General features: G+C 38.9%; 20 protein-coding genes. All 20 read left to right on the forward strand.

Translation table 11 applies throughout. The annotated features are described in order from the left end of the window. Positions 1-9 precede the first annotated feature (9 nt). Positions 10-477 (forward strand): SF0329 family protein, encoded by a 468-nt coding sequence (locus B9Y93_RS04755; RefSeq protein WP_085493176.1) that lies wholly within the window; start codon positions 10-12, stop codon positions 475-477. A 7-nt stretch (positions 478-484) separates the two neighbouring features. Next, entirely contained in the window at positions 485-685 is a 201-nt protein-coding gene (locus B9Y93_RS04760) for a GNAT family N-acetyltransferase (RefSeq protein WP_085493177.1), read from the forward strand. 222 nt (positions 686-907) lie between these two features. After that, entirely contained in the window at positions 908-1,249 is a 342-nt protein-coding gene (locus tag B9Y93_RS04765; protein ID WP_085493178.1) for a hypothetical protein, read from the forward strand. A gap of 232 nt (positions 1,250-1,481) precedes the next feature. Continuing rightward, positions 1,482-2,063 (forward strand): GNAT family N-acetyltransferase, encoded by a 582-nt coding sequence (locus B9Y93_RS04770; RefSeq protein WP_085493179.1) that lies wholly within the window; start codon positions 1,482-1,484, stop codon positions 2,061-2,063. Next, positions 2,063-2,584 (forward strand): AAA family ATPase, encoded by a 522-nt coding sequence (locus tag B9Y93_RS04775; RefSeq protein WP_085493180.1) that lies wholly within the window; start codon positions 2,063-2,065, stop codon positions 2,582-2,584. Before B9Y93_RS04770 ends, B9Y93_RS04775 begins: the two co-directional genes overlap by 1 nt. A 105-nt stretch (positions 2,585-2,689) precedes the next feature. Beyond that, positions 2,690-3,100 (forward strand): hypothetical protein, encoded by a 411-nt coding sequence (locus B9Y93_RS04780; protein WP_085493181.1) that lies wholly within the window; start codon positions 2,690-2,692, stop codon positions 3,098-3,100. A 267-nt stretch (positions 3,101-3,367) separates the two neighbouring features. After that, positions 3,368-3,982, forward strand: coding sequence for an aminoglycoside phosphotransferase family protein (locus B9Y93_RS04785; protein WP_280522885.1), 615 nt, complete (start codon positions 3,368-3,370; stop codon positions 3,980-3,982). Positions 3,983-4,198: 216 nt separating this feature from the next. Further along, the gene (locus B9Y93_RS04790) at positions 4,199-4,618 is read left to right on the forward strand and encodes a hypothetical protein (RefSeq protein ID WP_085493183.1); all 420 of its coding nucleotides are present in this window, start codon (positions 4,199-4,201) and stop codon (positions 4,616-4,618) included. Between the two features lie 307 nt (positions 4,619-4,925). Continuing rightward, positions 4,926-5,774 carry a P-loop NTPase family protein gene (locus tag B9Y93_RS04795; RefSeq protein ID WP_085493184.1) on the forward strand — a complete coding sequence of 283 codons (849 nt, stop codon included), beginning with the start codon at positions 4,926-4,928 and terminating at the stop codon, positions 5,772-5,774. A gap of 140 nt (positions 5,775-5,914) precedes the next feature. Next, on the forward strand, positions 5,915-6,583 hold the full coding sequence (locus B9Y93_RS04800) for a YdcF family protein (protein ID WP_085493185.1): 669 nt from the start codon (positions 5,915-5,917) through the stop codon (positions 6,581-6,583). A gap of 116 nt (positions 6,584-6,699) precedes the next feature. Further along, on the forward strand, positions 6,700-6,885 hold the full coding sequence (locus B9Y93_RS04805) for a hypothetical protein (RefSeq protein WP_085493186.1): 186 nt from the start codon (positions 6,700-6,702) through the stop codon (positions 6,883-6,885). A gap of 678 nt (positions 6,886-7,563) precedes the next feature. After that, positions 7,564-8,109: a GNAT family N-acetyltransferase gene (locus B9Y93_RS04810; protein ID WP_085493187.1), complete on the forward strand. Its 546-nt coding sequence runs from the start codon at positions 7,564-7,566 to the stop codon at positions 8,107-8,109. 507 nt (positions 8,110-8,616) lie between these two features. Further along, positions 8,617-9,165, forward strand: coding sequence for a GNAT family N-acetyltransferase (locus B9Y93_RS04815; protein ID WP_139829134.1), 549 nt, complete (start codon positions 8,617-8,619; stop codon positions 9,163-9,165). Between the two features lie 50 nt (positions 9,166-9,215). Continuing rightward, complete coding sequence (locus B9Y93_RS04820) at positions 9,216-9,953, forward strand: carbon-nitrogen hydrolase family protein (RefSeq protein ID WP_217809672.1); 738 nt, start codon at positions 9,216-9,218, stop codon at positions 9,951-9,953. A 59-nt stretch (positions 9,954-10,012) separates the two neighbouring features. Beyond that, a complete protein-coding gene (locus B9Y93_RS04825) occupies positions 10,013-10,453 on the forward strand; it encodes a GNAT family N-acetyltransferase (RefSeq protein ID WP_085493189.1) in 441 nt (146 codons plus the stop codon). 75 nt (positions 10,454-10,528) lie between these two features. Beyond that, positions 10,529-10,951 carry a hypothetical protein gene (locus B9Y93_RS04830; protein WP_085493190.1) on the forward strand — a complete coding sequence of 141 codons (423 nt, stop codon included), beginning with the start codon at positions 10,529-10,531 and terminating at the stop codon, positions 10,949-10,951. A 75-nt stretch (positions 10,952-11,026) separates the two neighbouring features. Continuing rightward, positions 11,027-12,016: a serine hydrolase domain-containing protein gene (locus B9Y93_RS04835; protein ID WP_085493191.1), complete on the forward strand. Its 990-nt coding sequence runs from the start codon at positions 11,027-11,029 to the stop codon at positions 12,014-12,016. 413 nt (positions 12,017-12,429) lie between these two features. Next, a complete protein-coding gene (locus tag B9Y93_RS04840) occupies positions 12,430-13,386 on the forward strand; it encodes an effector binding domain-containing protein (RefSeq protein ID WP_085493192.1) in 957 nt (318 codons plus the stop codon). A 230-nt stretch (positions 13,387-13,616) separates the two neighbouring features. Further along, positions 13,617-14,204: a YdcF family protein gene (locus tag B9Y93_RS04845; protein ID WP_085493193.1), complete on the forward strand. Its 588-nt coding sequence runs from the start codon at positions 13,617-13,619 to the stop codon at positions 14,202-14,204. A gap of 336 nt (positions 14,205-14,540) precedes the next feature. Next, the gene (locus B9Y93_RS04850; RefSeq protein WP_085493194.1) at positions 14,541-15,947 is read left to right on the forward strand and encodes a hypothetical protein; all 1,407 of its coding nucleotides are present in this window, start codon (positions 14,541-14,543) and stop codon (positions 15,945-15,947) included. The last annotated feature ends 13 nt before the right edge of the window (positions 15,948-15,960 follow it).

Consider the following 15,960-nt stretch of genomic DNA (forward strand, 5'->3'; position numbering starts at 1 on the left):
TGATTCAACTTGGAATTATGGGATACCTTAAAGGGGGTGGTAATTATACAATGGAGTAAGCTGAAAAAACAAGTGGAGAATCATTTTTGTGATGAATTAAAAGACAGGATTACTTTATTCAGTACTTGGTACAAAAATGGCGGGAGTCCGAGTAGAGGAAGAGCAGCGGTATTGTTGGACAAGAATGAGATTTATGAAGCAAACACGGATAAGTGGTTAATGAGCGAAATAAATAGTCATAATCAAAGTAGTTGTAAAGTAATTGAACGATATGAGTTTCACAAATTGTTAGAAGAATATTTATCCCAATCCATTGAAAGATCATTATTATCGAAGTATGAATTGATTCGGGGACTTGCAATAATAGACAAGAGGGTAGGCAAACGAAGACTGATCCAGATGAAAGAGATTGAAAGTGAATTTTGTAAAAAACTGTATCAATTGAGATGTGATATTGAAGGAATAAGAACAATATAGGTGTTGTTTGTACCTTGATGTGCTTTGGATAGCTGATGAATACAGACACAAAGGCTGCGGAAAAGCCATGCTTCATGAAGCAGAAAGATTGGGGAAGGAACTCGGCTGCACGTTCACGCATACATGTACTTTTACCTATCAGTCTCCAAATTTCTATAAGAATATGGGGTATGAAGTGTTGGGTGTAAATGATGAATATCCAGATTGAATCAAACAGTATTTCTGAATAAAAAGTTGATTTAGAGTTACAGACAAAAGAACATTAAAATAGAAACGATTTCTAAAGATAAGATCTAATCAAGTTAAGAAATAAATGAATTAAATATATCGTCTGATAGAACATTTTTCGTTTGATCGTTCGTTAATTAATGAATGTTACATAAGCCTCCATGACAATGGTCCATTAAAAATGTGCAAAAGGGGGATTCCCTTGAAACTTCGAGATTATATAGGGGAGTATATCAAGATTTACACCAATAACTCAGATTGGTTTATTTGTGAACCTCTTAAGGAAGAAGATGGGAATAAAACATCAGAACAATCTAGAATAATGATTATCGTGATATCAAGTGAAAATAGTTCGTATACCTTAGGTGAAATGCAAATTGAGCATGCGAATATAAAGAGAATCGAGTCATTGGATACAAATATACAAGAGGGACTAAGGCTAACATTGAATTACTCACCAGACATACAGAATACTTATTCTTCAACAGATGCAGCAACATTACCCGATAAAATTGTGATCGTAAAGAGAAATGAGATGAAGTAGCTGTAATATATGACGCTAGATGATGTTAACGCAGCCTTAAATTAATCACAAGGAGCAGTCACTGTGGTCGATTGTCAAGCTTATTTATGGACCGTGACAGTACAATGGGGGTATGGGAAACATTGGATATTAGAAAGAAGCTGAAAGTGGTTACATACCTAACCAAGAAAGCTAATGATGAAGATTCGAAGCTCGGTTTGTGCCCTGATTCAACTAAAAACGAGGTGGATGAATGGAACGACTGCTTATAAAAAACGATTGTTTGGTTGATGATCTGTATATTATTCATGCTCAAATGAATCATTTTGATCGCATGCTGGAGCTGTTCCTTGATGCTGCACATTGGCTTAACACATTAGGATCGAGTCAATGGAGACATTTTCTTGATGGTTATGGACGGGATGATATTTCAGCAAGCATCAACGCCGGTACGGCTTTTTTGATTATGAGAAATGATGTAGTAATTGGATCCTTTACTGTTCAACCGACTCCTGACGAGTGGGATATTCATATATGGGGAGATGCTCACCTGGATGATTCGGTGTTTCTACATAGACTCGTTTTGAGTCGATCGGCAGCAGGGAATGGATTAGGAGGTACTATTTTAAAGTGGATAGAGCATAATTTGGAATTTCCTCCACATAAGAAATATATCAAGCTTGACTGTGTAGGCGATAATGCAAAGCTTAATCATTTTTATGTATCAAATGAGTATTTGTTCTTAGGTGCTGCGGCAGATGGTCATCATAAATATCAAAAGGAAATCAAACACATCACATTTCAAGACAACAACTTACGTGGTGAGATAATGTGATGAATCGAATTCAAATAGTAGGGGCTTCAGGTTCGGGAACGAGCACACTAGCTAAAGCAATGTCTGAGAAATACGGATATAAACATTTTGATACCGATGATTATTATTGGCTGCCAACAGAAGAACCATTTTCGCAAGCTCGTCCAATTGAAGATAGAATACAGCTGCTCTCAACAGATCTCCTTAATCATGATGAATGGGTTTTATCTGGATCATTATGCGGATGGGGGTATGTCTTCATTCCAAACTTTGATTTCGTGATCTACCTTTGGCTGCCTGAAGAGATTCGAATGCAAAGACTTGCTGAGCGAGAAGCACATCGGTATGGGAAAGATATTGCCGCAGGCGGAAAAAGACATAGGTCTTATCTGAAATTTATGGAGTGGGCATCGAATTACGATACAGCAGGATTAGAGATGAGAAGTAGGACGTTACATGAAGAATGGTTATCACGATTGCCGTGTAGAGTTGTGAAATTAGAAGGAGACATAAGTATCCAGGACAAATTGAGATACATCTAGGAGCATACATAAATAATGATACGTGAGAAGGGACAACGCGTATCGAGATCGTATAACATATTGAATCGCATCGCTTGAAAGTACTCTCTGAAGGAAGGTGTATAAATGAGATATGTTATGATCATTCTATTCATTGCTTGTTTAACTGCATGTGGTGATCAAAGTACAAAACAAGCCATTCAATCCGCCCCTTTAGCAACCAATGAGAGTCAATCCACCCCGAACACAGAAGAAACTCCGCATAGTACAGAATCTGAAGAACTTATATATGAAGAACCCCTCTATCTTGCAGAGGAAGAATATCAAGGTGACGAATTAGAGATTATCAAGCTCTTGAATCTACGGATGAAGTATTTATGGGAAGAAAATGAAAGCGATTATATGGCTTTAATTGATGAGAATAGCCCTTTAGGTTTCTTCCCTAAGTATAAGATTAAAGAAATAAAGCTGCTGCGCAATATTGTCGTACAGGAGCAGAAGAATATTTTCCAAGCAGTCGTAAGTGTTAACGGATGATCAAGAATATAACTATACGTATGTATTTAGAAAAAATAAAGAAGAAGGATCGACTTGGAAGATTGCAGATATTGATTAAAGTAAGTTTGTCATACAAGTGAGCGTCCAAAGCTGTCGCAAGAACGCTTGTACGCAGGTTCGCTAAAAGGTAAAATATAACGACAACTGATGACATGATGACAGGTGGGCTAGATTGCTTATGAGTGTATTCAACAGCTTGGATGTACAAAGCATAAAAAAAGAATAGCGGGCGATGACGCTATTGATATTTTACCAAACTGCACGCCAGATCAGCAGTATAATATTGGGGTTGAAGCGGGGGAACAATTAAGGAAAATGCATCAATATTTTGCTCCCAAGCATATCTCTCCTTGGTATGAGCGAAAAGCAACCAAGCATCAAAGATATATGGATGAATATTTGAACGGCGGAGTGAGAGTAAGACACGATGACAAGATCATATCGTTTATTGAACAAAATATGAAATACATGGAACATAGGCCAAATGTGTTTCAACATAATGATTTCCATGTAGGGAATATAATTGTTAAGGACAAACGACTCTCTGGCATTATTGATTTTAATCGATATGACTGGGGAGACCCTATCCATGACTTTCTTAAAGTAGGTATTTTCAGCAGAGAAGTTAGTATTCCCTTTTCCAATGGTCAGCTTAAGGGTTACTTCCAAAATGAGCAACCGGGAGAAGCATTTTGGAGGCTCTATTCCTTATATCTCGCCATGTGCGTATTCTCATCCGTGGTCTGGACATTAAAGGTAACACCTGGGTCGATGGATGAGATGCTGGATAAGATCTACACGTTCCTGGAGGACCATGATTATTTCGAACGTATGAAGCCGAAATGGTATCAAGAGAACTAGTTGCGAGTTAATAGAGGCGGTATCTGTATAGGGAACAATAATTCAACAATCTATAGATTAGGTGGTGACATGATGCCAGAGGCAGCGGCGTTAATCGAGCAATACTTCGCCACCAAGGACATCGCGAATCGAAACTCACTTTAAAAGCATTTTATCTTCAACCTTCCTGCTGATGGTAAGGAGTTTTTTCTTAAGGCTTTTAAGAAAGAACGTTATTTGGATATGAAGCTAACAGCAGTCAGAGGTTATGCAGCGTATGCCGAACAGAATGAAGTTGATCAACTCATGAAGAAATTACTAGAGCTTTTGAAGAAACGTCCTGACAGCACACCTTATAACTATCAGGAATATGAAATCTTACGCTCTGCTTTCCTGATGCCATATTTATTAAAGCAGTACAATTATGAGTGCTTTCAGATCTTTAGTGAACAATTGGAACATCAGTACAAGGCTATGCCTGAAGCCTTCAAAGGGATTTTCACCTGTGATGAACAAGGAGAAGGGGTAATGCTCCTTCCCCCGGAAGAATCTCGGAAGCGTATCGATGATTTCTCCTGCAGCCATGGGAAGTTGAACGAGGCTCTGAATATTATACCAAGGAATACATATGCAAAATGCTTCAAGATGAGTATATAAAAATGCAAGAAGGTGGTCTGTTTAAAGTATGGCTGTATAAGGAACATAAGATCATAGGGTCCATTGCGCTAAACAATATTATTAGAGGAGCATTTCAATCCTGTCATCTTTCAGGTATGAAATGAGAATGCAAGCCTGCGAAGTAAAGCACAACACTTCAGTTATAATTGATCTTTATTATCTACTCATGGGTAATGCACGATATAATTTTTTTAGGGCATCAAGCAGTAATTTCATCATCACGAAACGTTATGATTTAGTTACATTAAGGTCCTTTTGGTGTTAAAAGAAGATGGGGTGGAGTTTTATGAATACACGATTGGTTCTAATCGAAGGTCTACCAGGCTCGGGAAAATCAACTGTTGCACAATTCGTGTCACAAATACTTTTTGAACAAGGAGCAGAGACACAATTATTTCTAGAAGGAAATGTGGATCATCCTGCGGATTTTGAAGGGGTAGCCTTTTATCAACAAGATGAATTTGATCAATTGTTATCGAAGCATGAAGCGTACAGCGATATGATAACGACCAAATCCGCTAAGCATAGCAGTGGTTACTTGATCTCGTATCGAAAGATAAAAGACGAATGGGGTTCTCAGTTTCCAGATGAACTTATACACGAAATAGGTAAAAAAGATATCTATGAGCTTCCATTTGATCAACATGTTAAGCTGCTAGTAGACAGATGGAATACCTATGTGGAGGATCATCTTCAAGGCAGCGCAGTTTCTATTTTTGAATGCAGTTTTATACAAAACCCTTTGACTATCGGCACCGTGAAATATAATGTACAAAAAGAAGAAGTTACTGAGTACGTAAGCGAGCTGGAACGTATTATTAAGCCGCTTAATCCTCTGCTCATTTATGTTGATCAGCAAGATGTCAGATTTGCATTTGAAAAAGCAATCGAAGACAGACCGAGGGAATGGTCAGAAGGGTTCATTGATTATTATACAACGCAAGGGTATGGCAAGATGAGAGGCTATGAAGGCGTTGAGGGAACGGTTCAGGTTCTTGAGGAGCGGAAGAGCATTGAACTTGAGATCTTCAACCGATTGAAGATCGACAAACATAAGATCGATAATTCAGCATTTGATATGGAAAAATGTAATGCAGCTCTGTTAGAAATTCCGCATTCAATTGCAGGTAACTAGTAGAAGAGTAAAAAGATATGTTGAATCGAGTATGACGTGATTATCTTCTTTCTCGGTCTCTTAAAGTTTGCTCGTTCTAATGTATAAAAAGGAATTCTCATACGACAGAAAATAGAGAAAATCGCGAAAGGAATGAACTTATGATTCCTAAATACCCAAAAGTTCCAGAATTGTCAGACAAACAAATAGATGAAATAACGAAAGTTGTGTTTTGTAACGACATTATACTTAATAAGGCTGATTTATTATTTGTTTTTGGAAGCACAGATCCCGGAGCAGTCACACAATCTTTGAATGCTTTTAAACAAGGGGTAGTAAATGAAATTCTAATCAGTGGAGGAAGTTCAACCACAGGAATAAAGCATGAGGATTGGACAGACGGAACTAAGACTGAAGCGCAATCAATAAGAGATAAATTAATCCAACACGGAGTACCAGAAGATATTATTTTTATAGAAGATAAATCAAGCAATAGCAAGGAAAACGTTCTGTTTGCTAAAGAATTATTTGATTTTACCCAGATTAACTCTCTGTATTTTGTGTCTAAAAGCCATGCAGTTGGAAGGCAATATAGAACACTACAAAAATACATAAGTAGTCAAATTAAAATGGCACCTTATCCATATGAAACAAAATTAAAAGAGAGCGACAATAATTTGAATCATTTGAATTGGATGGAATATCCTGAAAGTAGATCTCTTGTTATTGGTGAATATTTGAGGATTATATACTATGGAATGAAAGGTGATATAGTAAGCGTAGATGGAGTTGTTGAGGGGTTAGAAGAATATGTGAGAGGATTTTTCTAGGGTATATATAAATTCTAAATTTTATTCCTTAGGATGAGAACAATTAATCGAACTAAAGGCTAATAGTGAATCTTTTTCTGCAAATAAAATCCATCCCAATCTGAGGAGCTAACGATGTGAAAAATACTCGCTTGAAAAAATTATCTTTTCATATTTTGGATTTTACGGTCATGGTCTTTATTTTTTATATACTTGGCAGGAGCCTTAGCAGTTTAGGTGCGGCTATCCTCATTTCTGCTGTTTTATATCGTTTAGTAACAAGGCCTTTGCTTAAAATGGTTTTCAAAGTTGAACAAAAATGATGAAGAGGATAAAGTTATAAATAGATTCCCTTGTATTTTCGATTCGCGAATAAGCGAACGTTATCGATGTTGTTAGTGTTTCTAATCCTTGTCAGGCGTGTTGTTTTTACTTTCAATGTGGAGGTATGAAATGAACGGACTCAAAGAAGAGTAGTTGTTTCTATCATTACTTCCATATTATTTACCGTTATGGTGAGTCTCCTCTCTATGAATGGTACATATGATTTCAGGTTCTACTTTGTTTTTATTCTTAATTATGCGATCCAGCCATTTTGATCATATTGGCCGGTGAAGATTGGAATATCATAGATTACATAGAGCTATTGCCTACCGCTAATCTTTGAGTAGGCGCAGCATTAATATTTTTTACAATCGATCGTACAATCGATCGTATTTTTGATGTTTTTTTCAAAGAACGAATCGATATAGAGCTCAAACTGATCAAAAATCTCAGTAAGCCTTGATTCGTATTAAGAATATGAAGGCAGCTGTAGTAATAAGTAAAAAACGGATATCATTCAAGTCATAAAGAACTGTATTAATAACATCGAAGATCCTAATGAAATAACGGAACAAACAGGCAAGTTGTTAGTATGCAGTAGAACCGATACTACTCGATCTTATGTATATTCGATAATTAGTTTAACACTACTAACTCACATATTAAGGAGCGATTGTATGAAAGTCACCGTAGAGCTAACAAGCCAAACAGACTCATATCTAATCAAGAATCTATACCCTCTTTATCTATATGATTTGTCAGAACATTATGTAAGATATCCGAATAAGCATGGGATTTTTGAAGATAGCGACGACTATAGAACATTGGATGATCAATATCAAGTTCAACATATTTGGTGGGAGAAGCCGGGCTGCTTATTCCCTTATTTGATAAGGGTTAATGCTGTACCAGCAGGATTTATTCTCATCGCTTCGCCTCCTCATTGTTCGGAAGGAGTTGATTATTTTGTTCATGAATTCTTTTTGCTTCGTTCCTTTAGAGGTCAAGGGGTAGCCGAACAAGCAGCTGTTAAAGTGTTTGAGCAGTTTAGCGGAAGATGGGAGTTATTTACCAACCCTTCTGAAAGAAATAAAGTAGGGCAAGCATTTTGGAGAAAAACAATTGCTAATTATAGCAAAGATACAGCTGCTGAGTTGTACGGTGATACGTTTGATGGATATAAGCTGATTTTCCGTTTTGATAATAGGAATACCAACAGGTAACAATTGCGCATAACCGAGTTTACATGTAAAGAAGGTAAATCGCTTCAGAAGGACTACAATCCCAATGACGTCTATTGAGGTGAGGGCTTATTAATAAACTTATAAAAGGAGTAAGCGTGCTATTTTTCTGTTTGGTCATTTTAAGCGGGTGCTGTATCATATTTAGTTTGTTCGCTTACGATGTATTGGAACCATTACATCTGGGATATTTCATGCAGTTTTCTGGCATCATCTTTTTCTTATTGCTGATCACGATCATATGCAAGTCCAATATTAAGAGGAAGAATGATCAAGTCGAAGATGAGGATAGTTGAGTGATCGGATAAAACAGAGAATTGGGCTCACATTATCCGTATTGTTATTGCTCTCCGTACTATTAAATGTATACTTTTACAACAAACGGTTCAAACGGAAGTATGTTTGTTAATCATAGAATGATTTCCCGATCTCAAACAGATTCGTAAATTTAATTACGTGAAAAGTGATGTACTTATACAGGAGGTATACATGAAAAATATCGACTATACCCACTACTATTGGCAGGATGATAAAGTGCGTTTGCGGGCCATACGGAATGAAGACTGGGAAGATTGTTATGTAAATGGATTTGATACTCCTGCACGCCTTCTCTTGGAATGTGCGATTGAATTACCTCCGACCATATCAGGAGCAAAAAAGTTCGTCGAAAGTAATAGTGATTTTTTCTCAACAAATGGACGAATTATGTTTACGATTGAAAACTTAGATGGTAGTAGTATTGGCGGTATAAATCTGAACAGCATTGACGAGAGAAATGGAACATTCAGCATCGGCATTGTCATAGATAAGGAGCATCGTAGCAAGGGTTATGGGACACATGCGATGAGAATCTTGCTGAGATACGCATTTCTCGAACGAAGATTAAATAAATTCAATGACTATGTACTTGAGGGAAATGAAGGATCGACGAAGATGATGAAGAAGCTTGGTTGTGTGCAAGAAGGGATTCGACGCCAAGTTGTATACATCAATGGAAAATACATGGACTTCATACTGTTTGGCTTAACGAAAAGATGAATTTATTGCCAAAGAGCTTGATGATTATATTGTGAAAAGAGACGATGATGATGATCGTAGCAGCAGCTGCCATGAAGACGAAAAATGATGCGGTTGACCAGAATATAGAAGAGATAGATCGTATTATGCTTCGTGTGCAGAGATTAGGCGCGGCATATCTTTTTTTAGGTGAAGCTGTATTGAATGGTTTTGATGGTCTTCAATGGATTTATGATGAGGATTATCGTAAACATGCAATTGAAGCTGATGGCAAGATCATGCAGAGGTTGGCGTCCTTGTGCAGCAAGCATTCTATAGGGTTAGGTGTTGGCTTTTATGAAAAAAGTAAAGGAAAGATCTTCAGCAGCTACCTCATAATGAACGAAACAGGTGATATTAAAGCAAAATATCAGCGAATCAGTCAAGGCTGGAAATGCGGTTCTGTAACAGATTCAAGGTATCAAGAAGGAAGTAAATATGAAGTCATTGAGCTAGGTTCAACACAATGTTTGCTTGCGATATGTGGAGATCTTTGGACAGAACATTTTCTAAATGGAATTCAGGAGATGACGTTCGATACCATATTATGGCCTCTCTACATTGACTATTCAACAGAAGAATGGATTAATGAAGCCAGGTCATTATACTGCGAACAGGTGAAAAAGATTAATAAGCGAACAATTATGATTAACGCCATAAATGAAGACGAGGGTGGCGCATCTGGCGGTGTAATGATCATTACTGGGAATGGCAGTGTTGAAGATGAAGTTGAGATGAATTCAGATCGAATACTCGTTTTTGAATTGTAGCTCTATGAATAAACTGCGTGCCAAATACAAGTTAAAGGCTCTAACTAGGAGGTGTCGAAGTGATTACATTAAAAGATGTGGACAAGAGCAATTGGGAAGCCTGTGCGCAATTAAAGGTGAGACCGGAGCAGGAGGATTATATCGCTTCTAATTTGTACTCCATCGCTGAAGCACAATTTCTAGAGGGATTTGTCACCAAAGCTATTTATCACAACGATGAGTTGATTGGCTTTGCCATGTATGGATTGGATGCAGACGATCATAACTATTGGATTTATAGATTTATGCTTGATAAGCGCTATCAAGGCCAAGGTTTTGGTCAAAAAGGAATGCAGCTTGTCATCGAAGACATTTATCGCAGAGACGATCGAACAAATGCACTGTTACTAGGTTACAATCCAAGCAATGATCCTGCTCGAAAGCTGTATGAGAAGATAGGATTTAAAGAGATAGGAATAGCAGAATGGGGAGAAATGATCGCAAAATATATTTTTGAGTAAGTCAAGCATGTAAAAACATAAGAATCCACGCAATTGATGACTAAGATCATGAACCTACGAGATGGAGGATGGATGATGAATAAGTACGGTGTATATTTATTGGCCGCTACTTCATTACTCTCAGTCACGATCGGAATCTGTTATTTATCTGGATTCTGGTTTAGTTTTCACTTTCTCGGTAGCGAAGTAGGATCCGAATCAGGCACAATAGGAATTTTCGCTAGTGTATCTGTTGGTCTAGGCATAGTGCTCCTTGCAACTCTACCCTTGCGTAACGACAAACAGGAAGCTAGATTTTATCGTATACTAAGAGCAGCCCTTCTCAGCATTCTCTTTTTAATCAACATTCCTGCTTTTTTCTTATGGATTGGCTTTGGTTTTATCATTTCGTTCTCGGAAGGGATCAAAGGGCTTATTCCGCATGTCATGATACTGGCAATAATAATAATGTATGTGATGAACAGTGCAAATACGAAATACTCAGATCTAACACGCTGAGGAGAGTATGGATATTCATGTAATGAGACGTTAAGTAGCTTTAGATAAGCAAATAATAAGAGGGTTGATAATTGTATGGAATTAAAATTGTCATTAAACCATGAAAGCTTTAAACGACTAAATCAGTATGTTTTAGAGACCAAGGAATGGATACAGGCCTCTGCAGCATCGGTATTGATTATAAAAGATGGAGAGATCGTTAACGAACAGTATTATGGCTCTCATGATCATACTGAGCATAGCAGGAAGGTTGATAGACATTCACAATTCAATATCGCGTCTATCCGCAAGACCTACCTTGGTTTTGCTATAAGTCTTGCGCTTTACGAAAGGAAAATAAAAAGCCTTGATGATTGTATTACAAATTATATTAGTAATCAGGACGGAAATGTGCTAAAAGGGACAACGATACGCCATCTTTTAACTCATACGCATGGATTATACAACCTTGAAAAGAGATTATTTGAGGCAGGGACGGATTGGAAATATAACAACGCAGGTGTTAATTTGCTTATCAAACTTGTTCAAACCGTGTTCCAAAAGAGCCTCGCAGAAGTCATACGAGATAATATTTTAATACCTTGTCAACTTACAGAAACAGGATGGAGAAAGCTAAAGAAAGAATGCTTGGTGTGGGTGGATGAATCCTATAATGACGAACAAGGCAATGAAGCGAATCTCTTTGTAAGCACACGAGAGCTAGGTTATTGGGGGTACTTGCATCTTACACAAGGTGATGTTCAGGGAAACCAAATAGTGCCTCAAGCTGTTTTCGAACAAGTGGCAAATATTATTTCTCCTGAACTCATTGATAAACAGCTGCCAAAGCATGGTTTCTTTTGGTGGGTACAAGATGAACCTTCTCTAAGCTCTGAATTGGGTATTCAGCTACCAAAAGGATCTTTTCAGTCTTTGGGAATATTCGGATGCGCTGTATTGGTGATTCCGAGACACAACGTTGTAGCAGTGAGAATGTACAATCAAATAGAGAGTAATCCACAAGGGTACCATTATTTGCATGACATCCAGTCCTTCGGCAATTTAGTACTCCAAGAATGTTTTTGACTTTGACGGACTCATTTTTTATACGGAAACACTATCTTATTATCCATTCAGAGAGGTTTATGAAGGATAGGGTGTGAATGGAAGGAATCATACCACATAACAAGGAGGAAAATAAACATGCAGCGAGCATTCGTTTTGTACTTTTTAACTGACCAGGAGAACAATCTGAACGAGTTGAATCAGTTACTTTCAGAAGGATGGAAAGTAATCTGTCAGAGGCCAATGAGTGGCAGTCAGATTAATGCATCTTGCTCCTTGGTCATTTTGGAGAAATAATAATATTTCATTGTGAATGTGTAAAAAGAAACTACCTGGTGGCAAGCAGGTAGTTTTTTATTTTTTCGCGGGTACACGAACAGGTTGACTTTGACGTTATGTCGTACTTTAAGCTTAGTAAAGAAAGGAGGCAGCCAATGGAGCTTGTAACCATTACTGAGGTCACAAAGAGATATCACATCTCAACAAGAACACTTCGTTATTATGAACAACTTGGCTTGCTCGTTAGTTCAAAGAAGGAGGGCTATGCTTATCGTACTTATGATGCAGATGCATTAAAGCGATTGGAGCAGATTCTCGTCTTGCGTAAATTCAGAATTCCCTTGAAAGATATTCAACGAGTCTTGCAAAGCGAAGGAGGCGAGGCTGCACAAATTGCTTTTCAAGCCAAGCTTCATGAACTATCAGATGAAATTGCAACTTTAACATCCTTAAAAGCCGCATTGGAGAAGTTGGCAGGTTTGCTTAATGAGCGGACTGACATGAATTCAAGTGCAATCATAGCAGCCCATGAATGGCAGGTTGGTTCGCTTCAACTTAGAACCGACAATACTAAGGAGGAATTTATAATGGGAACGACGAATTGTTCGGAGTATGACATGAATCCAATATCTATGTTAAAGGATGTACGGATCATCTATTTGCCACCTTCGTACGTAGCATCTATTCACTTCAACTCTGAGGCTCCTGAATCGGAATCAAGTGATTGGGTGCGTCAGTTCGTAAAAGAGACTGAACTCGATAAAATCAAGCCAGACTTTCGGCATTATGGATTCAATCACCCTGAAGGCGCAAAGCATGGCTATGAGCGGTGGGTGACTATTCCTGAGCATATGGAAGTCAAAGCTCCATTTGTGAAAAAGCACTTTTCGGGTGGCATGTACGCTGCTCATATGATTCCGATGGGCAACTTTGACGAGTGGAGTTGGTTGACTAAATGGGTTGAGAGCAGCAGCCAATACGAGCATGATGCGGTTGAGCCCAGTTGCTTAGAGGAGCACCTTAATTATATTAATCAATATCAACTAAACGATGAGGAACTACATGCTTGCACGCAATTGGATCTGTTGCTACCGATAAGATCCAGAGAATAGGTTAAGTCATGTGAGGCATTCACACTTTAATCCACCTTAATATTTTCAAATATTGCAGCTACATCAAGATATTCTAAATATAACGAGTCTATTTTTTGACCGGCTTCATCCTTCATTGCATTGCTAATGTTTTGTCACACTGCATGCCAACACCTAGAGATCTGCCTAGCAGATCTCTTTTTTTAGATACCCTGACATGATGACATGCGGTCTACAAAGGAGGTTTATCATTGAAGATATCTGACATTTCACAAGAGCAGTTGGATAAAGAACTCATTGATAGAGTTTTGTTCCATGGAACTGACGATGATGGATGCCGTGGGGAAGTCATTTTCGTTTTTGGCAGTTTAAAAGCTACCTATTACCGAGTTCCGCTTGCAGTAGAGCTGTATTTCAATCTGAGAGCACCCAAGATTATGATGTCAGGTGGGAATCAGGACTATCCTGAAGCATTGGCCATGCAGGAGAAGGCGATAGAACTTGGTGTGCCAAAAGAGGACATTTGGGTAGAATCTAAATCTTCAAATACAACAGAGAATGTTCAGGAATCAATGAAAATATTGGATGAGAAGCTCGGACTCAACAGCATTAACCGAATCTTGATCGTGACGACCAGCTACCATATGAGACGAAGTTATTTGACCTTGAAGACATTTATGCCTGATCACATTTGCTTCTCCATGTGCTCTGCTCAAGACAACAATACTAGACGAGATAACTGGTGGTTAAGCAGAGCTGGAGTGGACCGAGTCATGAAAGAAGTCGAAGGATTAGTTCATTATACACGTACAGGCCAGATCGTGGACGCCGAAGTATAGCTATATAAGGACGTGAAGGTATCTTATATATTTGAAGATAATCAGGGAACTTTAAAAGAGAAATTTATAAAGGGAACAGATCAAGATGAGATTCTCGTACAAATCAAATACAACCCAGGGATTTGTTGTCATACAAGCATTTATGAGACGGACGACCAGCGTTAGAGCAGCAAGGAATAGCTTGTCATGATTTTGAACGATGTACCTGATCCAAGCATAAAAAGCTGCTAGGATATGGTTACCTATATCGATGGTATGTTATATGATAGCAACCCCTTCCATTATATGTGTGTCTACTATATTAGAAGCTACGTAAATGATGGAGGTAGGCAAGGAATGAACATACGACATATTGGCATCTTGTTTATGCTGTGTATGCTTGTTCTTAGCAGCGGCTGCACAAAGGAAGTGGAGGTACCCTATTCAGAGCGGCCAGATGCTGCTGAGGAAAATGAAACAAAATCGCCTATACCGGATGAAAACGGGGATCTAGAGCCCTTGCTGTATATTGAGCAATCACAGGAAAACAGAACCATTACCGTGAACGCCAATATTCCGCTCAACCAAGACTCTGTTGAAGAGGCGCTTAAACAAACGCTGCAGTGGAAAACGCGAAGGATAGCATCTGAGCCGCACTATTCGATCAAATGGATGAGCTCGCAAGTCTTTGCTGTTCGCTTCGATGGACTTGAAGCTGGTGAGGGGGTCCGTTTCAGACTAGACGATGTGAAGACGATTTCCGGACGTGATTTTACTGTGGATGGTCTCGCCATGTACCGCAATAGTGTGGCGTTTGAGCTGTCAGCTCCCAGTCAGATTGTTCTTCTTGATGTAGAGCATGATTCCTTTGAGCTTATGGATTCGACGGGGGCCTCGTATGTCCATCCTGTTCTCATGATGGAAGGCGATAAGGAGCAGCTGCAGGCTATCATCTATGAGAAGAATGGTCGGTACAGTATCGTGCAATCTGACTTCCGTGAAAAGCAACCTATTAATATTCCAGATCACTTGAATGCCGTAGACTCAGATCTAGACTACTTGAATGATTATGGTTATACACCATTATTTTCGGATCGCTTGGACAAAGAACAGATTTATGCTGTCTATGGTAATCGCAGATTATACGCACTACACTGGCGAGAGGGCTTATCAAACAAAATATACACCGCTGAGAAAGCAGTGTATGGAGTAGCAGCATCCCCTTCGGGAGAACGTATTGCATTATTGACCGCTTCAGACGACTACAATGGACCGGATGCAGACCTGTTGATTCTAGATCGTAGTGGTAAGACATTGGGGAATTGGCCGCGTGCAGCTTATATCAGCCACAGTGATGGGGTGATTATCCCTTATCCACTGTCATGGGCAGATGAGGACACCGTCATCATTCCCGTGACGAATCGTGAGGACTTCACACAACGCGCAGCGTTTGTAAGTATAGATACGGGTGACAAAACGCCTGTTCCCCATACGAAACTGCCGTCTCCAATAAAGAGTCAGCTTGCTCGTTTCACCGGTTCAGAGCTTGAATCTATGAACTTATTACCTCAGCCGGCAGGTAGATGGTTAGCCATGCAGGAGGCAAGCGGGATTTGGCTTATAAGTGTCGATGGCTCGATACTACGATGGCTTGGGAGCGGTGAACTGCTGGGATGGACTGATGACGGAAGAATTGCTATTTGGGAATCAGGTGCAGATGCGCGAATGCCTACCTCCCGGCTATATACGCATTTAAGCAAGTAGCAGAAGGAGGGCC

It is taken from the genome of Paenibacillus aquistagni (assembly GCF_900177815.1).
Lineage (GTDB): Bacteria > Bacillota > Bacilli > Paenibacillales > Paenibacillaceae > Paenibacillus_B > Paenibacillus_B aquistagni.